This window comes from Cryobacterium soli, from assembly GCF_003611035.1.
GTDB classification, from domain to species: Bacteria; Actinomycetota; Actinomycetes; order Actinomycetales; family Microbacteriaceae; genus Cryobacterium; species Cryobacterium soli.
The window spans coordinates 1057793-1078172 of the sequence record NZ_CP030033.1; the positions used below are offsets into that span (position 1 = coordinate 1057793).

Sequence of the window (20380 nt, forward strand, 5' to 3'; positions counted from 1 at the left end):
TTCGTTGTATGGCTTCCGAACACTATTTCTCGTCGGCTCCGGGCAGCGACCTGAAATTGCGGCAAATCACCGTGAAGATCGCCGGTGCGATCCGCGAGGTCACGACCGCGAACGCGATCTTCTCACCCGAACACATCGACACCGGCACCAAGGTGCTGATGCGCGAGGCTCCCGAACCCTCCGGTGGCGGCGACATCCTGGACCTCGGCTGCGGCTGGGGTCCGATCAGCCTGCACCTGGCCCTCGCCGATCCGTCGGCCACGGTCTGGGCCGTGGACGTCAATGAGCGAGCCCTCGAACTGGTGCGGTTGAACGCCACCAACTTGGGGCTCACCAATGTCAACGCCGTGCTGCCCGAGGATGTTCCCGAGTCGGTGTCGTTCGCCGGCATCTGGTCGAATCCGCCCATCCGGGTGGGCAAGGCCGAACTGCACGCCATGCTCAGCCACTGGCTGCCCCGGCTGACCCCGGGCACGGATGCCTGGCTCGTCGTGCAGCGCAACCTCGGTTCTGACTCCCTGCAGCGCTGGCTCGCCGACGAGTTCTCCGACACCCTCGAGGTCTCCCGCTACGCGATGGACAAGGGCTTCCGCATCCTGCGTACCCACCGCCTCCCCTAACCCAGCGGTCCCTCCCCGCGATCTACTTCCGCGAGCTGTGACTGAAGCACCCCAAAACGCGCGTTTTTAGGGCTTAACTCACAGTTCGCGGGAGGAGACGCGCGGGTCAGCCGAGGTGGAGGGTGCCGTCGAAGACCAGCTCGGCGGGGCCGGAGAGCGACACGTGCTCGCCGTCCTCGGTGGGGAACATACGCACACCCAGCACACCGCCGGGCACCTCGACGCGCCACTGGTTGGGAGCGCCGGCGCCGGCCCAATGCCGGGTGGCCAGAGCGGCCGCGACGGCGCCGGTTCCGCAGGACAGGGTTTCGCCGCTCCCGCGTTCGTGCACGCGCATCCGGATGCGACCCACACCGTCGACCACGAGCGGGTCGTGCGGCAGGACGAACTCCACATTGGCGCCGTCGGCGGGCTCCGGGTCGAGCTGGGGAATGAAGGTGAGGTCAGCGCTCTCGAGCTCGTCGGCATCGGCGAGAGCCACGACGATGTGCGGGTTGCCCACGTTGATGCCCAGGCCCGGCCGGGCCACGGCGAGGTTCTTGGCCCGCACGAGGGTTTCCCCCGGCTCCAGACGCCAGCGGCCCAGGTCCACCTGGTAGCCGGTGGCGTTGCGCTGCAGGTCGCGCACGCCGCTGCGGGTGCCAATGGGCAGGGTCTCACCGGGTGCGAGCTCGGCGAGGCCCTGCTCGAGCAGGAAGCGTGTGTAGACGCGGATGCCGTTGCCGCACATCTCCGACACGGTGCCGTCGGCGTTCCAGTAGTCCATGAACCACTCGGCCGTGTCGTCCTCGGCCAGCGCCGCGGCCCCGGCCTCGAGGTTGGCCGAGCGGACGGCGCGGATGATGCCGTCGGCGCCCACACCGAAGCGGCGGTCGCAGATGCCCTGGATCTGCTCCGGGGTGAGGTCGAGGGCGCCGTCCGGATCCGCGATGAGTACGAAGTCGTTGCCGGTGCCGTGGCCCTTGGTGAAGTGGAGATCGATGCTCATCTGATCAGTTTAGGGACTCGGCCGGTCCGGTCCGTCAGAGCGCGGGCAGGTGGCGGGCGGCCTGGTCGACCCGGTCGGCGTCGTCGGCGTCGATCCAGTGCGTGTGCGGGTCGCGCTTGAACCAGCTCACCTGACGCCGGGCGTAACGCCGGGTCAGCTGCTGGGTGGCTTCGACGGCCTCAGGCTGGCTGAGGGTGCCGCCCAGCTGACCGAGGGCCTGGGCGTAGCCGATGGCGCGGCTGGCCGTGATGCCGGTCTCCAGCCCGGCCGGCAGCAGGCCGCGCACCTCGTCGACGAGTCCGGCGGCCCACATCCGGTCGACCCGGGCGTCCAGCCGGGGTGTGAGCACCTCGCGGGGTAGGCGGAGGCCGAGGGTGACGGCCGGCATCCAGTAGGCCGGGTCGCCGGGCAGCACAGCCGCCTGCGGCGCACCGGTGAGTTCGACGACCTCGAGGGCGCGCACCAGCCGGCGGCCGTTGCTGGCGCCGATGCGGGCGGCCGAGCCGGGGTCCACAGCCTTCAACCGTTCGTACATCAGCCCGGGGCCCTGGGCGGTGAGTTCCCCCTCCAGGCGGGCACGCAGCGCGGCGTCGGTGCCGGGGAACTGGAAGTCGTAGACCACCGAGGACACGTAGAGGCCGGATCCTCCGACGAGGATGGGCACGGCCCCGCGTTCGACAATGCCGGTGATGGCCGCCCGGGCCTCGACCTGATAGCGGGCCACCGTGGCCTCGTCCGATACCTCGAGCACGTCGAGCAGGTGGTGCGGGATCCCGCGCCGTTCGGTGACGGGGAGCTTCGCGGTGCCGATGTCCATGCCCCGGTAGAGCTGCATGGCGTCAGCGTTGACGATCTCGGCCGGCCGCCCGGCCTCCCGCAGCCGTTCGGCGAGGTCGAGGGACAGGTCGGACTTGCCGGTACCCGTTGGGCCGACGATGACGACGAGCACGCGGCTCAGCGTTCCGCGTCGTCGACCGGGTAGATCGGGATGGTCGTGGCGCCGCCGTGCTGGTTGAGGTTGCTGAGGTTCAGGCCGGCGCCGGCCGGGCCGCCGACCCGCAGGGTGGGCAGGCCGAGGGACACGGCGCCGCCCGTGGAGCCGGCCGGGGTGGGCACGCCGCAGGACTCGGCCTCTTGCCGGTCCCAGGCGTCGCCGGCGATGGTGCGGCGGATGCGCAGGGGCGCGCCGTCGAGGGAGTCCGCGATGAGGTGGAACGGCGCGGCCTGAGTGACCGTGACGGTGACCATGTCGCCGGGGCGGGGCAGCTCGGAGCCGGCGGGCACATCGAAGTGCACGAGGCGGCTGTCGGGTGCGCGCCCGCTCAGCCGGTGAGTGTCGGAGTCCTTGCGGCCCTCACCGTTGGCGACGAGCAGTTCGACCTCACGGCCGACCACCTTGCTGTTCTCCTCCCAGGAGATGCGCTCCTGCAGGGCGATGAGCCGCTCGTAGCGGTCCTGCACCACGGCCTTGGGCACCTGGTCGGCCATGGTGGCCGCCGGGGTACCCGGGCGGATCGAGTACTGGAAGGTGAAGGCGGTGGCGAACCTGGATTCCTCGACAACCCGCATGGTCTCGAGGAAGTCTTCCTCGGTTTCGCCGGGGAAGCCGACGATGATGTCGGTGCTGATCGCGGCATCGGGCATCTGGGCGCGCACCCGCTCGAGGATGCCGAGGAACTTGGTGGACCGGTAGGAGCGGCGCATGGCCTTGAGCACCCGGTCGGAGCCGGACTGCAGCGGCATGTGCAGCTGCGGCATCACGGCGGGGGTGTCGGCCATGGCGTCGATGACGTCGTCGGTGAACGCGGCGGGGTGCGGGCTGGTGAAACGGATGCGCTCCAGCCCCTGGATCTGCCCGGCCGCGCGCAGCAGCTTGCCGAATGCCAGCCGGTCGCCGAACTCGACGCCGTACGAGTTCACGTTCTGCCCGAGCAGGGTCACCTCGATGGCGCCGTCGTCGACCAGCGCCTGGATCTCGGCGAGGATCTCGCCGGGGCGGCGGTCCTTCTCCTTGCCGCGGAGGGCCGGGACGATGCAGAAGGTGCAGGTGTTGTTGCAGCCGACCGAGATGGACACCCAGCCGCTGTAGCTGGAGTCGCGTTTGGTGGGCAGGGTGGACGGGAAGGTCTCCAGGGACTCGAGGATCTCGAGCTGCGCCTCACCGTTGTGCCGGGCCCGTTCGAGCAGGCTGGGCAGCGACCCCATGTTGTGGGTTCCGAACACCACGTCCACCCAGGGGGCCTTGGCCAGGATGGTGGCCTTGTCCTTCTGAGCCAGGCAGCCGCCCACGGCGATCTGCATGCCCGCGTGCTTGCGCTTGACCGAGGCGAGATAGCCGAGGTTGCCGTAGAGCTTGTTGTCGGCGTTCTCCCGCACGGCGCAGGTGTTGATCACCACGATGTCGGCCTCGGCGCCGGCCGCGGACACGTAGCCGGCCGCCTCGAGCGAGCCGCTCAGCCGTTCGGAGTCGTGCACGTTCATCTGGCAGCCGAAGGTGCGCACCTCATAGGTGCGCGCCCGGCCGGCGTCGTCCCTCGCCGCCGCCGACGGAGCGATGACTGTCGTCGTGTGCGGCGACGGGTCGAGGGACGACGGGGTGGCCAGGGATGGTGCGGTGACGCTGCTCATAGTTCCCTCAGCTTACGCTTGCGCGCGGCCGGCCGAATCAGCGGAAGCGCACCGTGGAGGCCCGGCCGGAACCACGCCGGGAGGCCAGGGCGGCCTTGACGGCGTCGCGCACGACGGACGAGGCGTAGCCCTTACGCATCAGGAAGCCGGTGAGCCTGCGGTCGATGGTCGCGTCGTCGAAGCGGTCCAGCTGCGTCACGCGCTTGAGCGCGAGCTCCGTGGCACGTTCCGCCTCGTCATCGGGCATCTCCTCGAGCTTCTCGGCGATCAGCTCGGCACCCAGCCCACGCTGGCGCATTTCGGCCGAGACGCCGCTGCGGCCCAGCCCCTTGCGCTCGTGGTGGCTGTGCATGATCTGGTCGGCGAGCTTCTCGTCATCGAGGTAGTGCAGTTCGGTGAACCGCTCCAGCATCTCCTGCACGGCCTCTTCGTCGATGTCGGTGGAGCGCAGCAGCTTCTCCGCCTCGACGACCGACAAGGACCGTCCGCGCAGCCGCTGCAGGAGCAGCTTCTCGGCGTGATCGCGCTCGTCGGCCGCGTCGTCCGCGGCGGCATCCGCCTGATCGGTGGGGCTGGCGCCCGGCAGATAGGTCACCGGGGCCAGACCGTCACGATCGGGACCGCGGTCCGCGGAGCGCTCAGGTGAGGCTTCGAAGTGCACCATGGTGGCTAGGCGCCCTTCCGCGCGCCAGCCTTGGGCGCGATGGAGGCGACCTTGGCGCCGTCGGTTCCCGTGGCCAGACCATTGGCCGCGGCCTCGGCGGCGGCCGCTGCGGTGGCAGCGTCGTCGGTGGCCTTCTTGGCAGCCTTGCCCTCGGCGCCCACACCCAACTTGTTGAGGATCTTGGTCTCGATCTCGTTGGCCATGTCGGGGTTGCGCAGCAGGAAGTTGCGCGAGTTCTCCTTGCCCTGGCCGAGCTGGTCGCCGTCGTAGGTGTACCAGGCGCCGGACTTCTTGACGATGCCCTGGTCGACACCGAAGTCGATCAGGCTGCCCTCGCGTGAGATGCCGACGCCGTAGATGATGTCGAATTCGGCCTGCTTGAAGGGCGGTGCCATCTTGTTCTTGACGACCTTGACCCTCGTGCGGTTACCGACGGCCTCTGTGCCGTCCTTGAGGGTCTCGATGCGACGGATGTCCAGACGCACGGAGGCGTAGAACTTCAGCGCCTTTCCACCCGCGGTGGTCTCCGGGCTGCCGAACATCACGCCGATCTTCTCGCGCAGCTGGTTGATGAAGATCATGGTGGTGTTGGTCTGGCTGAGGCCACCGGTGAGCTTGCGGAGGGCCTGCGACATCAGTCGTGCCTGGAGACCCACGTGGGAGTCACCCATCTCGCCCTCGATCTCGGCGCGGGGAACCAGGGCGGCCACGGAGTCGATCACGATGAGGTCGATCGAGCCGCTTCGCACGAGCATGTCGGCGATTTCGAGCGCCTGCTCACCGGTGTCGGGCTGGGAGACGAGGAGGGCGTCGATGTCGACGCCGAGCTTCTTGGCGTATTCGGGGTCGAGGGCGTGCTCGGCGTCGATGAACGCGGCGATACCGCCGTTCTTCTGCGCGTTGGCGATGGCGTGCAGGGTGAGGGTGGTCTTACCCGAGGACTCCGGGCCGTAGATCTCCACGATGCGGCCACGGGGCAGCCCGCCTATGCCGAGAGCGACGTCCAGTGCGATCGACCCTGTAGAGATGGTCTCGACGGGTGCGCGCTCGTCGCTGCCGAGGCGCATGACCGAGCCCTTGCCGAACTGGCGGTCAATCTGGGCGAGGGCGGTGTCGAGTGCCTTCTCGCGGTCTGCTGCTGATGCCATGGTGTGCTCCTTTGGGTCGTGCGCGTGGCGCCTATAGGCTGTCGTTTCGCTCACCGGGAGAAACCCGGCGACCGTCCTCGACAAGGCAGGTGCGCAGGTCGTTGACGAGCCCGACTGTACGCGGCGCCTCCGACATTGGCCGGGCTACACCGCGACGGTGGATAACCCGTCCTCGACTTCTACTGTGGAGGAGCCTACCAACAACCGAACAGGTATTCGACGCTCGTGGGGCGTGTCGGATACCCGGTGTTCGAATCCCTGGTGTTCCAATCCCTAGTGTCCGCGCCCGGCCGCCCGACGAAACGACGAACGGCCCGGGTGGAGGTCCGGGCCGTTCGAGGTTCATAATGTCGCTGCCGTGGGTGGGTGCCGCTGCCGGAGGGCAGTGCGTCGCGCAGCTCAGTTACGGGCCGGCGGCAGACCGGCACCGTGGCGCCGGGCGGGCGGCACATCCGTCTCGTCGCAGAGTGCCAACCAGACGTCCCGGGCGGGGACACCGCCCGCGAGGGCCTGGTCAGCCGTGCGGCCGAGCGGACCGAGCACCAAGTCCTTGGTGAGGACCCGGCCATAGCTCTCGCCGAACTCGTCTTTCAGGGCTTGGCGGAATTCGCTCAATCGCATGGCGCGCTCTGCTGTTCTGGGTTAATACGCTCTGGATGGGTCAACCGATGGTGGCCGATTCAGCGCACCATCATGCTGGCGTCGAACTTGGCGACCAGCTCGTCGGGCACGGTGTCGGGGAACCTATCGATTCCCTCGATCACGGCCAAACGGTCGCCGACTTCGCGCATGATGACTGAGATCGGGGTCTCCAACGCCTCTGCAACGGAGGCCAGAATCTCAGATGAGGCTTCTTTCTGACCGCGCTCCACTTCGGACAGGTAGCCCAGGGCCACACTGGCCTTGCTCGCAACCTGACGCAGCGTGCGCCCCTTCTGCAGGCGGAAGTCCCTGAGCACATCGCCGATTTCCTGACGAACAAGAATCATCGGAACCTCCTTCTTCGTGCTGTCTGAACTGCTGGGGCCCACTCAACCGGTCAGTTTCGTGTGGCGGATGGCCAACAGTACTCTATCCATCCGACACCTCGAGATTACCGAGGATGACTGGACTTTTCTTGTGAATATGTGTTCTGTAACCCACCGGTAACACTAACTATTCCGTGAATTCCAGCTTTCCAGATTCCATCAGCTGACACACAGCTTCAAGTGCGCGATACACGGTCTGCGCGCGGATCTGACCCCGGTCCCCCGTGAGGTGGAGCGGTATGGCCCGCACCTTATCCCCGATCGCGACTCCCAGATAGACCGTGCCGACGGGTCGGCCATCCTGCTCGTCGGGGCCGGCGACCCCCGTGGTGGCCAGACCGATGTCGGCCGCACGGCCGTCGACCGCCAGGGCGTCCCTCACACCGGTGGCCATCTGCCGGGCGACTTCGGGGTGCACAGCGCCCTCGCCGGCCAGCAGCTCGTCGTCGACGCCCAGCAGGGTGTGCTTGAGGGCGGTCTGGTAGGCGACCACTCCCCCGAGCACGACGGCGGATGCGCCCGGGATACGCACAAGCTCGGCCACGAGCAGGCCACCGGTGAGGGACTCCGCGACAGCGATGGTGAGGTGGCGGGAGGTCAGGAGGGCAACCAGTGCGGCCGCGGCGTCGGTCTGCACGGACTCAGCGGACTCAGCGACGTCGGCGTCACCGGTGGGCTCGGTGCGCGCGGACGACTCTGGCGTGGGCGACACGGGCGATCAGGCCTGGGTCGAGGACTTGGGCTGCCGGTTCTCCCGGCGGGCGGCGACCAGATACTCGACGCCCGTGTAGACGGTGAGGACCACAGCGATGGTCATGGCGATGCCGTTGACCCAGTGGATCCAGTCGCCGAAGACCAGCCAGAGCGGCAGCAGGGCCAGTGAGATGGCCACGGATTGCATGATGGTCTTGAGCTTGCCGCCCCGGGAGGCGGGGATGACCCGGTCGCTGAGCATGACGAAGCGGAACACCGTGATGCCGATTTCCCGCACGAGGATGATGACGGTGACCCACCAGGGCAGCTCGGCGAGGATCGACAGGCCGATCAGGGCCGCGCCGGTGAGGATCTTGTCGGCGATGGGGTCGAGCAGCTTGCCCAGGTCGGTGACCAGGTTGTACCGGCGGGCGATGGCGCCGTCCACTCCGTCGGTGGCGATCGCCACGATGAAGAGCACGGCGGCCCACCAGCGGAGGGCCTCGTCGGCGCCGTTGTCGGCCAGCAGCATCCAGAAGAATACGGGCGCCAGCAGGATGCGCACGATGGTGATGAGATTGGGCAGGTTCCAGTTGCTTCCACCGGTGGTGTTCGCCATGATCAGTCCCTGTCGGTGAGTTGCCAGGCGTCCTCGTCCGAGTCGCCTTCTTCCTCAGCGTACCCTTCACTCATCTTCGCCACCGGGTCGTCGGCGTAGCGAGGGTCGGGCTCGGGCTGCTCGTGCGCCTGCGCCCGCTGAGACTCCTCGAACTGGGTGCGTGCGGTGGCGGCGTGATGCTCCGCATCCGAGCCGCGCAGCTTGGCCAGCACGGCCGGCAGCTGTTCTGCCGTGACGAGCACGTCGCGGGCTTTGGAGCCCTCGGACGGGCCGACGATCTCCCGCGACTCGAGCAGGTCCATCAGGCGGCCGGCCTTGGCGAAGCCCACGCGGAGCTTCCTCTGCAGCATGGAGGTGGAGCCGAACTGGGTGGACACCACGAGTTCAGCGGCGGCGAGCAGCACCTCGAGGTCGTCGCCGATGTCGGAATCGATCTCCTTACGCGGCGCCTCGGCGGAGACGTCAGGCCGATAGTCGGGCCGGGCCTGCTGGGTGACGTGCTTGACGACCTTCTCGATCTCGGCTTCGTTGACCCAGGCGCCCTGCACCCGTAGGGCTTTGGAGGCGCCCATGGGCAGGAACAGGGCGTCGCCCTGGCCGATCAGCTTGTCGGCGCCGGGCTGGTCGAGGATGACCCTGGAGTCGGTGACGCTCGTGACGGCGAAGGCCAAGCGGGACGGCACGTTCGCCTTGATCAGACCGGTGACGACGTCCACGCTGGGGCGCTGGGTGGCCAGCACCAGGTGGATGCCGGACGCACGGGCGAGCTGGGTGATGCGCACGATCGAGTCTTCGACGTCGCGCGGGGCCACCATCATGAGGTCGGCGAGCTCGTCGACCACCACGAGCAGGTAGGGGTAGGGCTTGAGCTTGCGGGCGCTGCCGGCCGGCAGCACGATCTCGTTGTTCACCACGGCCTTGTTGAAGTCGTCGATGTGCCGGAACCCGAAGCTGGCCAGGTCGTCGTAACGCATGTCCATCTCCTTCACGACCCACTGCAGCGCTTCGGCGGCCTTCTTGGGGTTCGTGATGATGGGCGTGATCAGGTGCGGGACGCCGGCGTAGGCGGCCAGCTCGACGCGCTTGGGGTCGATGAGCACCATGCGCACGTCGCTGGGCTTGGCCCGCATGAGCAGGCTCGTGATCATCGAGTTGACGAAGCTGGACTTGCCCGAGCCTGTGGAGCCGGCCACGAGGAGGTGGGGCATCTTGGCGAGGTTGGCGATGACGAACCCGCCGCCGACGTCCTTGCCCACGCCGATGGTCATCGGGTGGGTGCTGTTGGTGGCGGTCGTGGAGCGCAGCACGTCACCGAGCGTGACGATCTCGCGGTCGGTGTTGGGGATCTCGATGCCGATGGCGCTCTTGCCCGGGATGGGCGAGAGGATGCGCACCTCGTTGGAGGCGACGGCGTAGGAGAGGTTCTTGCTCAACGCGGTGACGCGTTCGACCTTGACACCCGGGCCGAGTTCGATCTCGTACTGGGTGACCGTGGGCCCACGGGAGAAACCGGTGACGCGGGCATCCACCGAGAACTGGCTGAGCACCTCTGTGATCGACTTGACGATCTCGTCGTTGGCGGCCGAGCGGGCCTTGGCCGGCGGGCCGGCGGTGAGTGTTGTGGCGGACGGCAGCACATAGGGCAGCGCCGGCTGCTCGCCGAATTCGTAGTCGTCGACGCTGCGGTCCACGGCGGTGGCGGCCTGGTCGAGCTCGTCCAGGGCCGGGATCACCTCGGTGAGCCCCTCGGGGTCGTCGGAGGCCAGGCCGGTGGCACGTGGGAGCGCGTCGACCTCGCCGGTGTAGCGCTTGATCGCTTCCTCGGCCTTGAGCAGGTCCTCGAGCACCTCGGTGCCGTAGTGGTCCTGGTGAACCGGTTCTTTCGGGGACTCCAGGGCCGAGTCGAAGCCGCCCTTGGCCGCATCAGCCCCGTGATTGAGCAGGGTGCTGAGCGGATCGGCGGCCGGCGGGGCGGGCTCGTCGGACTCACTCGACATGGCGCTGGAGAAGTCGGGGTCTTCCTCGCGCTTGCTGGTGTTACGCCGCCACCAGGGCAGCGCGGCCTCGTCGGTCTCGTCGTCGTTCTCGGCCTCAAGGCCGTCGAGTTCGATCTGCTTGGTCTTGAGGGCCTGGATGCGGTCGTGGCGCGCCTCCTTGGCGGCCGCTCGTTCCTCGGGAGCCGGCAGCGGGGCGCCGAAGAGCCAGGCGTAGAGTTCCCGGCTGCGTTCGCCGATCTTGTTCGGCGGGGTCTTGGTGATGATGAAGAGGCTGAGGATCAGCAGCAGGATGACGACGATGGCCGCGCCCACGGTGGTGATCAGGAAGATCAGCGGGGCCGCGATCATCCAGCCGATGACGCCGCCGGAGAGGGCGAGCACCTCCACGCCCTGACTCGGTGTCGGCTGCCCGCCGAAGATGTGGCAGAGGCCCGACACCGTGACCAGCAGCAAAGACAGGCCGATGCCGATGCGACCGTTGTCGTGCACCGAACTCGGATTGCGGAACAGCCAGATCGCGAAGAGCATCAGGATCACCGGGAGAGCGAACGCGACCCGCCCGAAGAGTCCGCCGAAGGTCCACGCGTCGAGGGTCTGGGCCACAGGGTCGTTGATCAGGAACCACTCGATCACTGCGCCGGCGACGGCCAGCAGCACGAGGAAGAAGGGCAGGCCGTCGCGGCGCTCCTCCTTGGAGAGCTGCTCCGGGCCGAGGGCGCGCGCGGCGCCGCCGGCGACGTGCGCCAGGCCCATCCACATGCGCGCGGCGATCGGCGGTTTGGTCTCCGTCGGGGCGAACTTGACGGTCTTCTGGGTCGCTGTGCTGCCGGCCTTACCGCGCGGGGTCGTTCCGGTGCCGCGCGCAGGGGTGCTGCGGGCACGCCCGGTCGACTTAGTGCTCGTAGCCATGTGTTCCACGGTACCGCCGAGCGCCGACATCGGCGTGAGCCCACGCCCACTTAGCTGAGCGTGAGCGCTCCCCGTCCCCCGCGCCTGACCGCGCCCCGATCCCGCGAAAGCGGCCATGCGGCTGCTTCGCGGGGGCCGAGGCGACCATGCGGCCGCTATCGTGAGCGATCAATAGCGGATCGCGTCGATCACCTTGACACGCACCGCCACGAGCGCGGGCAGCAGACCGGCGAGGGCACCGACCACGGTGGCGCAGGCGAGCCCCAGCAGGGCCGCCTCCACCGGGAAGGGCGGGAAGTCGGTGACCGAACCCTGGGCGATGAAGCCCTGGATGGCCGGGTTGGTGACGATGAGCACGGCACCGATCACCCCCGCCACCCCGGCCACCAGGGTTGCCACAATACTTTCCATCATCACGGCGAAAAACACGCGGCCCGCCGTGGCGCCGAAGCTGCGGCGCACGCCGATCTCCCGGATGCGTTGCTTGAGCGTGACCAGGGCGATGTTCACCAGGCCCAGCGCACCGAGCAGCAGCACCAGGGCGGCCACCCCGCCGACAAGGAGCTTGATCGACGCGAACGGGTCCTCGTTGTACGCCGCGTAGTCCTGCCGGTTCACCGACACCTGGGTGCCGGCGCCGAGCGCGCCTTCCATGTCCCGTTGCACGGCGGCCATGATGTCGTCGCTGGCTTCCGGCGGCACCCACAGTTCGTAGTTGGGCATGATCGCGCCCTGCGCGATCTGGTCCGGCGGCGTCAGGGCGATCAGGGTGTCCATCAGCACGTACATGGCCGGCTCGGTCTCCCAGGTGCTCACCGGGTAGACGCCGGTGATCACGGCGGTGGTCGGCTGGGCGCCGAGCAGAGTCGTGGTCGGATGCGTGCTCAGGTCGGGCCGTCCGATGCGGTCGTAGAAGACCTCGTTCACCAACACCGCCGGGGCGAGCCGTTCGGCGTCGTCCGGGGTGAACCAGACGCCGTCGCTCAGCTTCACGCGGTGCATGGTGCCGTAGGGCTGGTCGACCCCGATGGCCTGCACGGGCGCCGCGCCATCCGTGAACTGCACGGTCTGGGTGCCGTACATGACCCGGCTCGCGTAGTCGATGCCGTACCGTTCGATTTCCTTGGCCCAGAGCTCCTGCATGACGTCGGCGTCGACCGGGGTTCCGTCGTTGGACGAGACGTACAGCGACAGGGTGGCCGAGCGTCCGCCGTTGCGTTCGTTCTGTTCCACGATGGACTGCTGCGCGACGGCGCCCAGGCCGACGACCGTGGTGATGGCGCAGACGGCGACGGCGACGCCGATCAGTGAGAGCATCACCCGGGTCTTGTGGATACGCAGTTCCTGCCAGGCCTCGACGAACGAGCCGACAACGTTGCTGATGAGCCGGTTCATGCCGGCACCGCCTCGCGCTCGTCGTCGTGCGGGGCGGGCGGCGCGTCCAGCGCCGCCTGGCCTGTGCTCGCGACGGTGAGCACGCCGTGGTCCAGGCGCAGGTGCCGGGTCGCCAGCGCGGCGATGGCGGGATCGTGGGTGATGGTGATGAGGGCGGCGCCGGAGCCGGTGGCGACCTCATCGAGCAGCGCCATCACGTCGGCGCCGGTCTCGAGGTCGAGGGCGCCGGTGGGTTCGTCTGCCAGGATCAGGCGCGGGCCGCGCACGAGCGAGCGGGCGATGGCCACCCGCTGCTGTTCGCCGCCGGAGAGCTTGTCGGGCATGGCGCCCAGGCGGTGCCCGAGGCCCACCCGGTCGAGCATCTCGGTGGCGATCCGGGCGCGCTGCCAGAACTGCTTGCCCTGCGCGTACAGCAGCGGGGTCATCACATTCTCCAGCGCGGTGCGGCCCTGCAGCAGGTTGAACTGCTGGAAGATGAACCCCACGTCGCGGCCCCGCACCCGGTCGCGTTCCGCGGAGGAGAACGACCGCACCGGCCGGCCGTCGAACTCGAGGTCGCCGGAGGTGGGGTTGTCGAGCAGGCCGAGGAGGTTGAGCAGGGTGGATTTCCCGGAGCCGCTGCGGCCGACGATGGAGACCCGGTCCCCCACCGCCACGTCGAGGTCCACGCCGGACAGGATCGTCAGGGGCGGAGCGTCGATGAGCTGGATGGTGCGGGTGACCCCGGCCAGGTGTAGGAGGGTCACCGAGCTATCATTCCGGTGTCGACGCAGACCTCGCTGCCGTCGGGGGCGATCGAGCAGCCATCGGAGGACGGGGCGACGGCGCCGGGCACGAACTGGTTGATCAGGTCGCCTTCCGCGAGACCGGTGAGGACCTCCACCGAGGTGCCGTCGTTCATGCCCAGGGTCACCGGGCGTTCCTCGGTGCTGCCGTCCGGCAGCACGAACCAGACGACACCGGTTTCGGCGGAGCCCTTCACGGCGGTCGTGGGCACGACCAGCACGTTCTCGGCCTTGCCGCCGGCGATGGTGATCTGGGCAGCCAGCCCCGGGAACACCGTGACCTCGGCCGGGATGGCGCAGCTCACTGTGGTGCCGGAGCCGCCCGTGCCGCCGGTGCCGCTGTCGCCGGGGGTTCCCCCGGTACCGCCGGCATCCGCCCCGGCAAGCGGGGTGGTGATCCGAAGGCCTGTGCAGGTGAACGGTGCGGGCCCGTTGGTGATGGCGATGGATGCCTCGGTCGGCTGGGTGACCAGGCGGTACTGCTGCTCGGGGCTGAGCGAACCGCTGACCGAGTAGGTCGGTGGTGCCACCTGCCCCGTGATGTCGCCGATGGCCACGGTCTGGCCGTGGATGACGGTCAGCGCGCTGAGCACTCCGTCCGCCGGCGCGAAGACCTTCTCGTAGGTCACGGTGGGCTTGGGTTGGTTCACCGTGACAAGCCCTGTGGCGGCATCCGTCGTCTCGACCGGGTCATTGACCGTCTCGACCTTGATGTCGTAGATCTTGTCGCCCGCGGCGACGCTCTGACCGGCGGTGAAGAAGATCTCGTCGACGGTGCCGATGGCGACGGCCTTCACCGGCACGGCGGCATCCGCGGCCACGGTGCCGGGCAGCGTCACGTCGTTGGTGATGGTGCCTAGGGCCACCGGCACCTGGGGCTCAACGACCTGGCCGGTCGGCTGGGCCGGGTCGAGGGCCTCCGCGTTGTCGGCGAAGAACGCCAGCTTCACGAGGGCGACGGCTATGGCCGCGATTACCAGGATCCGGAGGATCGGAAAGACCCATTTACGCATGACGTTCAACTGATTTCCCCCAGGCTCGGTCGCACCTCAACGGTGTCGGCTGGCTAGAGCCTAGGGGAAATCCTCGCCCCGCCGGGCGGCGAACAGCCAATATCCTCCTGGAGGATGACACCCGGTTCTGGGGGTGTCCCTCGTGTGCGAACGCCGCAACCCCCGGCGCCGAGGCGGCCGGGGGTTGCGGGTGGTGCGGTGTGCCGAGGGCTACGCCTCGATGATCATCGGGACGATCATCGGGCGACGGCGGAACGACGCCTGCACCCAGCGTCCGACGGTACGGCGCACGACCTGCGTGAGCGCGTATGTGTCGTGGCTGCCGCTCTGGGCGGCCTCGGCCAGTGCGGCCTCGATCTTGGGCCGCACGGAGTCGAACACCGAATCGTCTTCGGCGAAGCCCTTGGCGTGGATCTCCGGTCCGGTGATGATCTTGCCGGTGGACTTGTCGACCACGACGATGATCGAGATGAAGCCCTCTTCGGCCAGGGTGCGGCGGTCGGTGAGGTCGGCTTCGGTGATCTCGCCCACGGTGGAGCCGTCGACGTAGACGTAACCGAGGTCGAGCTGGCCGACCTTGGTGACCTTGCCGTTGCGGAGGTCGAGCACGGTGCCGTCTTCGGCGAGGATCGCGTTCTCGACGGGCACCCCGCTCTGCACGGCGAGCTTGGCGTTGGCCACCAGGTGGCGGTATTCGCCGTGCACGGGCAGCACGTTCTTGGGTCGCAGAACGTTGTAGACGTAGAGCAGCTCGCCGGCAGCGGCGTGTCCGGAGACGTGCACCTTGGCGTTGCCCTTGTGCACCACGTTGGCGCCGAGCTTCGTGAGGCCGTCGATGATGCGGTAGACCGCGTTCTCGTTGCCGGGGATCAGGCTGGAGGCCAGGATGACGGTGTCGCCGGGGCCGACCTCGATCTGGTGCTCGTTGTTCACGATGCGGCTGAGCACGGCCATCGGCTCGCCCTGCGAACCCGTGGACATGTAGACGATCTTGTTGTCCGGGATGTTCCCGGCCTTCTTGAAGTCGATGAGCACACCGTCGGGCACCTTGAGGTAGCCGAGGTCGGCGGCGATGGTCATGTTGCGCACCATCGAGCGGCCGAGCAGCGCCACGCGGCGTCCGTTGGCGTGGGCGGCGTCGAGCACCTGCTGTACACGGTGCACGTGGCTGGAGAAGCTGGCGATGACCACGCGGCGCGGGGCGCGGGCGATGACGTCTTCGAGCACCGGGCCGATGGCGCGCTCGCTCGGGGTGAACCCGGGAACGTCGGCGTTGGTGGAGTCGACCAGGAACAGGTCGATGCCTTCGACGCCCAGACGGGCGAAGTCGCGGAGGTCGGTGATGCGGTTGTCCAGCGGCAGCTGGTCCATCTTGAAGTCACCGGTGTGCAGCACGCTGCCACCCTCGGTCTTGATGGCCACGGCGAGGGCGTCGGGGATCGAGTGGTTCACCGCGACGAACTCGAGGTTGAACGGGCCGAGGCGCTCCTTCTGGCCCTCCTTCACCTGCAGGGTGTAGGGGGTGATGCGGTGTTCCTTGAGCTTGGCCTCGATGAACGCCAACGTCAGGCCGGAGCCGATCAGCGGGATGTCCTGGCGCAGCTTGAGCAGGTACGGCACGGCGCCGATGTGGTCTTCGTGGCCGTGGGTGAGCACGACGCCGACGATGTCCTTGAGGCGGTCCTTGATCGGGGTGAAGTCCGGCAGGATCAGGTCGACGCCGGGCTGGTGTTCCTCGGGGAACAGCACGCCGCAGTCGACGATCAGGATCTTGCCGTTGATTTCGAAGGTGGTCATGTTCCGGCCGATTTCGCCGAGTCCGCCGATGGGCGTGACGCGGAGAGTCCCCTTGGGGAGCGCGGGCGGTGCGTATACGTCGTTGGGCATAAGCCCTCCTATATGTGGAGTTGGTGGTGCTGGAGTTTGTGGGGCGTTGGTGTTTCTTTTAGCGTGTGGTTCCGGCGACCTTGGGCAGCGCACCACCGGCGGCGGCGTTGCGGTCGGGGCGGAAGTTGGTGAAGTCGACGCCCGGGATGTTGCGGACCAGGTCGATCTCGTCTTCGATCATGGCGGCCTCGGATTCCTCCGGGCCGACGAGGGGCAGGCGCACGCGGGGGCTGCCGATGCGGCCCAACCCGTGCAGGATGTACTTGGCCGCGACGGTGCCGGGCACGTGGGTCATCACGGCGCGCACGAGCGGTTCGAGCTGCTGGTGCGCCAGGGTGGCGGCCTTGAGGTCGCCGGCGTTGACCGCATCCACCATCTGGCGGTATGGGGTGGCGGCGATGTTCGCGGTGACGCCGATCAGGCCGGTGGCACCGATCGACAGGTGCGGCAGCACGTTGGGGTCGTCGCCGGAGAAGTACAGCAGGTCGGTCTGATTGAGCACCCGGCTGACCTGGGCGAGGTCGCCCTTGGCGTCCTTCACGGCGAGGATGTTGGGGTGCTTTGCGGCGCGCAGGATCGTCTCATAGGTGATCGGGATGCCCGTACGGCCGGGAATGTCGTACAGGATCACCGGAAGGTCGGTGGCATCCGCGATCATGCGGAAGTGCGTGAGCACACCGGCCTGGGTGGGCTTGTTGTAGTACGGGGTGACGATCATGTTGCCGTCGGCGCCGGCCTTCTCGCTCTGCTTGGCGAGCTGCATGGCGTGCGCGGTCTCGTTCGAACCGCCGCCGGTGATGATCTTGGCGCGGCCGGAGGCGACATCCTTGCCCACCTCGACCAGCCGGATCTTCTCCGGGTCGGTGAGGGTGGAGGTCTCCCCGGTGGTGCCGGTGACCACGATGCCGTCAGCTCCGGCGGTGATGACGTCGTCGATGTGCTTCTCGACGCCGGCCCAGTCGACCTCTCCGTCTGCGGTGAACGGAGTCACCAGGGCGACAAGGACCTGCCCGAAAGGGTTGAAAGGAGTAGACACGTTTTACAGGTTATCGTCTAGCGCGCCGTCCTGCGCCTCCGCGTGTCCTCTCGCGCGCGTCGACGGGGCGGCAGAGGCCATCCGTCGGCGCGCCGGTGTCGGGGAGGGCACCCAGGGTGACGGCCGTAATCTGCCGTCACACGAGCACCGATCCGCCGGTCGCGGCGTAATCTCGCCTGCATGACCCCGGCCGCCGCACTGCTCGTCCTGGTGGTGCTGGTCGCGCTGTCGACCGGGTTGGGGCTGCTCTGGCGCCGTCGGCAAGGCACGGTGACGGTGCTCGGCACCGGCGCCGAACGTGCCGCCGATGCCCCCGGGCGCACGGGAGCGGTCACCGTCACGGCCGCTGAACTGGGTCTGACGGGGGCGGATGCCCCGCCCGAGTTCGGCCGGGAGGCGACGCTGCTGCAGTTTTCCACCGAATTCTGTTCCCGCTGCCCGGGCACGAGGGTCCTGTTGCGTCAGCTGGCCGCAGACCGCCCCGGCGTGACCCATGTCGATGTGGATCTGACGCACCGGGCGGACCTGGCCCGGCGGTTCAATATCCTGCAGACGCCCACCACCCTGGTGCTCGACTCTGGCGGTGCCGTCCGGGCCCGCGTGGGCGGGATTCCGGACCGGGCCGCCCTGCACTCCCGTCTGGACGATCTCGCCCGCACCGGCTGAAGACCTGCGCCGGGTCCGCCCGGGGCGCAGGCTGTCGCCGGAGCAGACCACCCCGCCCTCCCCGCGCACCTCAGGGCACCCTGAACAGCCCGCTCCCCTCATACCCTTGGAGTCCAGATGTCCCCCTCCGATCCCTCCACCGCCCCGCGGCCCGGCATCGACCCGCGCGGCCCCCGGTTCGGCGCGGGGATCACTGCCGTTGTGTTGTTGGTGGTGATCTTCCTGGCGCTGGTCGGCGCATCCGGCCCGGCCCTCGCCCTGCTCGCCCTACAGACGGCCGTCTTCGCCTGGGGCGCCTTCGCCGGCGTGGCCCGGCACCCCTATGGGCTCGTGTACAAGGCGCTGCTGCGCTCCCGGCTCGGCCCGCCGGCCGCCCTCGAGGACCCGGCGCCGCCCACATTCGCTCAGGGGGTGGGCCTGCTGGTGTCGGTCGTCGGCGTGGTCCTTGGGTTGGCCGGCATTCCGGCGGCAGTACCGATCGCCGCGGCAGCCGCGTTCGTCGCGGCCTTCCTGAACGCGGTGTTCGACTACTGCCTGGGCTGCCAGCTGTACCTTCTCCTGGTGCGCGCCCGCATCATCGGGCGGGGCGCGGCGACCTCCTGAGACGGACGGCCGGCCACGTTCCCTGCTGGAGGCAGCCTGGGCGTTCTCTGGAGTTTTCCTTCCCGATTCCCTGGGAACGGTCCAGGCGCCGTGGGTAGGCTGGTGATCCACTTCCAGGAGGTAACACCATGGCCCTGACCAGCGAAGCAACCACCGTATGGACCGGCGACCTGATGACCGGATCAGGCACCGTCACGCTCGACTCCTCCCACGCCGGATCATTCCCGGTGAACTGGAAGGCGCGCGCGGAAGGCACGGCGAACACGACCAACCCCGAGGAACTGCTCGGCGCCGCCCACGCGGCTTGCTTCTCGATGGCGCTATCGAACATCCTCGCCACGGCCGGCCACCCCCCGACCAACATTCAGACCACCGCTGCGGTGACTTTTGTTCCCGGCACCGGGGTGACGGGCAGTCACCTGCTCGTGAGTGCGAACGTGCCCGGGGTCACCGAGGCCGAATTCGAGGCCTTCGCGCAGGACGCCAAAGTGAACTGCCCGATTTCGCAGGCGCTCGCGGGAATCGCGATCACCATCGAAGCCGAGCTGGCCTGATCGGGCCGGGGTAGACCTCATGCGCGTACTCATCTCCGGGGCCTCAGGGCTCATCGGCACCGAATTGTCCCGGCAGCTGGAGGCGGCCGGCCACACCGTGCTGCGCCTCGTGCGCCGCCCCACGCGCAGCAGTTCGGAATTCCGCTGGGATCCGGCGACGCTGAGCCTGGACCCGACGGTGCTCGACGGCGTCGACGCCGTGGTCAACCTGTCCGGCGCCTCGATCGGGCGCCTGCCCTGGACGCCCTCGTACAAGCGCGAGATCGTCGAATCGCGCGTGCAGGCCACCCGCACCCTCACCGACGCGATGCGGCGCAGCAGCACGCCGCCCGCGGTGCTCGTGAACGCATCCGCTGTGGGCATCTACGGTAACCGGCCCGGCGAGGAGCTCACCGAGGACTCCAAGCCCGGAACCGATTTTCTTGCCGCCGTGGTATCAACGTGGGAGGACGAGGCCAACCTCGCTCCGGCGGTCACGCGCGTGGTGCTCGCCCGCACCGGCCTGGTGCTGGCGAAGGGCGGCGCCCTCAAGCCGCTCATGCCGATCGTGCGCCTGGGCCTTGGCGGGCCGTTGGGCCGCGGTACCCAGAACTGGCCCTGGGTGAGCCTGCACGACGAAGCCGCCGCCATCGTGCACCTGTTGGGCTCCGAGCTCAGCGGACCGGTCAACATCGCCGGACCCACCCCGGCCACCGCGAACGACATCATCCGGGCCGTGGCAACGGCGCTGCGCCGGCCGTTCTTCCTCCCCGTGCCCGAGAAAGTACTCACCCTGGCGCTGCAGGATGCCGCCCGCCAGCTCCTGCTCGCCGACCAGCGGGTGAGTTCGGCCACGCTGCAGGCCGACGGATTCCGCTTCACCCACCAGACCGCGGCCGAGGCCGTGACCTGGATGCTGCGCTGACCCGGGCCGCGGCCGGGCCTCGCCGGGCCCCGGCTCGAGCGGTCTGAGCAGGAGGGGCGCGCGGCCACGGCCGCCGCCCCTTCTGGCTCGACCTCGTGCGACTCGCGCGGGTCACGCGCCACTTCGCGGTTCCTCCCCGTCATACTCGGGCCACGCGCGGGCCCCGCGCCACTTCGCCCCCGGCACGCCACCCGCGCAGCGGCGCCTGCCCCGCGCTAGTTCGCCCCCGGCACCCGGGGCTCC

General features: G+C 68.8%; 20 protein-coding genes. 5 read left to right on the forward strand and 15 right to left on the reverse strand.

What is annotated here, in order from left to right; genetic code table 11:
* Nucleotides 1–8 precede the first annotated feature (8 nt).
* Nucleotides 9–620, forward strand: coding sequence for a class I SAM-dependent methyltransferase (locus DOE79_RS04835; RefSeq protein WP_120337518.1), 612 nt, complete (start codon nucleotides 9–11; stop codon nucleotides 618–620).
* Nucleotides 621–726: 106 nt separating this feature from the next.
* Here DOE79_RS04835 and dapF read toward each other — a convergent pair whose 3' ends face one another.
* The 15 genes from dapF to dapA form a co-directional block, all read right to left on the reverse strand.
* Nucleotides 727–1608 (reverse strand): diaminopimelate epimerase, encoded by an 882-nt coding sequence (dapF, locus tag DOE79_RS04840; RefSeq protein WP_120337519.1) that lies wholly within the window; start codon nucleotides 1606–1608, stop codon nucleotides 727–729.
* 34 nt (nucleotides 1609–1642) lie between these two features.
* The gene (miaA, locus tag DOE79_RS04845) at nucleotides 1643–2566 is read right to left on the reverse strand and encodes a tRNA (adenosine(37)-N6)-dimethylallyltransferase MiaA (RefSeq protein WP_220094372.1); all 924 of its coding nucleotides are present in this window, start codon (nucleotides 2564–2566) and stop codon (nucleotides 1643–1645) included.
* On the reverse strand, nucleotides 2563–4236 hold the full coding sequence (gene miaB / locus DOE79_RS04850; RefSeq protein ID WP_120337521.1) for a tRNA (N6-isopentenyl adenosine(37)-C2)-methylthiotransferase MiaB: 1674 nt from the start codon (nucleotides 4234–4236) through the stop codon (nucleotides 2563–2565). The genes miaA and miaB overlap by 4 nt, the downstream gene beginning before the upstream one ends.
* Before the next feature lie 37 nt (nucleotides 4237–4273).
* On the reverse strand, nucleotides 4274–4900 hold the full coding sequence (locus DOE79_RS04855; RefSeq protein ID WP_120337522.1) for a regulatory protein RecX: 627 nt from the start codon (nucleotides 4898–4900) through the stop codon (nucleotides 4274–4276).
* 5 nt (nucleotides 4901–4905) lie between these two features.
* Nucleotides 4906–6048, reverse strand: coding sequence for a recombinase RecA (recA, locus tag DOE79_RS04860; RefSeq protein WP_120337523.1), 1143 nt, complete (start codon nucleotides 6046–6048; stop codon nucleotides 4906–4908).
* 399 nt (nucleotides 6049–6447) lie between these two features.
* Nucleotides 6448–6669, reverse strand: a complete 222-nt coding sequence (locus DOE79_RS04865) for a DUF3046 domain-containing protein (RefSeq protein ID WP_120337524.1) — start codon at nucleotides 6667–6669, stop codon at nucleotides 6448–6450.
* A 59-nt stretch (nucleotides 6670–6728) separates the two neighbouring features.
* Nucleotides 6729–7037: a helix-turn-helix domain-containing protein gene (locus DOE79_RS04870; protein WP_066594354.1), complete on the reverse strand. Its 309-nt coding sequence runs from the start codon at nucleotides 7035–7037 to the stop codon at nucleotides 6729–6731.
* A gap of 166 nt (nucleotides 7038–7203) precedes the next feature.
* A complete protein-coding gene (locus DOE79_RS04875) occupies nucleotides 7204–7713 on the reverse strand; it encodes a CinA family protein (RefSeq protein WP_120340165.1) in 510 nt (169 codons plus the stop codon).
* An 81-nt stretch (nucleotides 7714–7794) separates the two neighbouring features.
* Nucleotides 7795–8388, reverse strand: a complete 594-nt coding sequence (pgsA, locus tag DOE79_RS04880; protein WP_120337525.1) for a CDP-diacylglycerol--glycerol-3-phosphate 3-phosphatidyltransferase — start codon at nucleotides 8386–8388, stop codon at nucleotides 7795–7797.
* 2 nt (nucleotides 8389–8390) lie between these two features.
* On the reverse strand, nucleotides 8391–11294 hold the full coding sequence (locus DOE79_RS04885) for an FtsK/SpoIIIE family DNA translocase (RefSeq protein ID WP_120337526.1): 2904 nt from the start codon (nucleotides 11292–11294) through the stop codon (nucleotides 8391–8393).
* A 168-nt stretch (nucleotides 11295–11462) separates the two neighbouring features.
* Entirely contained in the window at nucleotides 11463–12689 is a 1227-nt protein-coding gene (locus DOE79_RS04890; protein WP_120337527.1) for an ABC transporter permease, read from the reverse strand.
* Nucleotides 12686–13435, reverse strand: coding sequence for an ABC transporter ATP-binding protein (locus DOE79_RS04895; protein ID WP_120337528.1), 750 nt, complete (start codon nucleotides 13433–13435; stop codon nucleotides 12686–12688). Before DOE79_RS04895 ends, DOE79_RS04890 begins: the two co-directional genes overlap by 4 nt.
* Nucleotides 13432–14487, reverse strand: coding sequence for an efflux RND transporter periplasmic adaptor subunit (locus tag DOE79_RS04900; protein WP_181445861.1), 1056 nt, complete (start codon nucleotides 14485–14487; stop codon nucleotides 13432–13434). The genes DOE79_RS04895 and DOE79_RS04900 overlap by 4 nt, the downstream gene beginning before the upstream one ends.
* 210 nt (nucleotides 14488–14697) lie before the next feature.
* Entirely contained in the window at nucleotides 14698–16374 is a 1677-nt protein-coding gene (locus DOE79_RS04905; protein ID WP_120337529.1) for a ribonuclease J, read from the reverse strand.
* 58 nt (nucleotides 16375–16432) lie between these two features.
* Entirely contained in the window at nucleotides 16433–17410 is a 978-nt protein-coding gene (gene dapA / locus DOE79_RS04910) for a 4-hydroxy-tetrahydrodipicolinate synthase (RefSeq protein WP_120337530.1), read from the reverse strand.
* A 180-nt stretch (nucleotides 17411–17590) separates the two neighbouring features.
* On the opposite strand from dapA, the gene DOE79_RS04915 reads away from it, so the two are divergent.
* The 4 genes from DOE79_RS04915 (at nucleotide 17591) to DOE79_RS04930 (ending at nucleotide 20137) form a co-directional block, all read left to right on the forward strand.
* A complete protein-coding gene (locus DOE79_RS04915; RefSeq protein WP_120337531.1) occupies nucleotides 17591–18076 on the forward strand; it encodes a TlpA family protein disulfide reductase in 486 nt (161 codons plus the stop codon).
* A gap of 117 nt (nucleotides 18077–18193) precedes the next feature.
* Nucleotides 18194–18679, forward strand: coding sequence for a DUF4395 domain-containing protein (locus DOE79_RS04920; RefSeq protein WP_120337532.1), 486 nt, complete (start codon nucleotides 18194–18196; stop codon nucleotides 18677–18679).
* 128 nt (nucleotides 18680–18807) lie between these two features.
* On the forward strand, nucleotides 18808–19233 hold the full coding sequence (locus DOE79_RS04925) for an OsmC family peroxiredoxin (protein ID WP_066594342.1): 426 nt from the start codon (nucleotides 18808–18810) through the stop codon (nucleotides 19231–19233).
* 19 nt (nucleotides 19234–19252) lie between these two features.
* The gene (locus tag DOE79_RS04930) at nucleotides 19253–20137 is read left to right on the forward strand and encodes a TIGR01777 family oxidoreductase (protein ID WP_120337533.1); all 885 of its coding nucleotides are present in this window, start codon (nucleotides 19253–19255) and stop codon (nucleotides 20135–20137) included.
* Nucleotides 20138–20380: the final 243 nt, after the last annotated feature.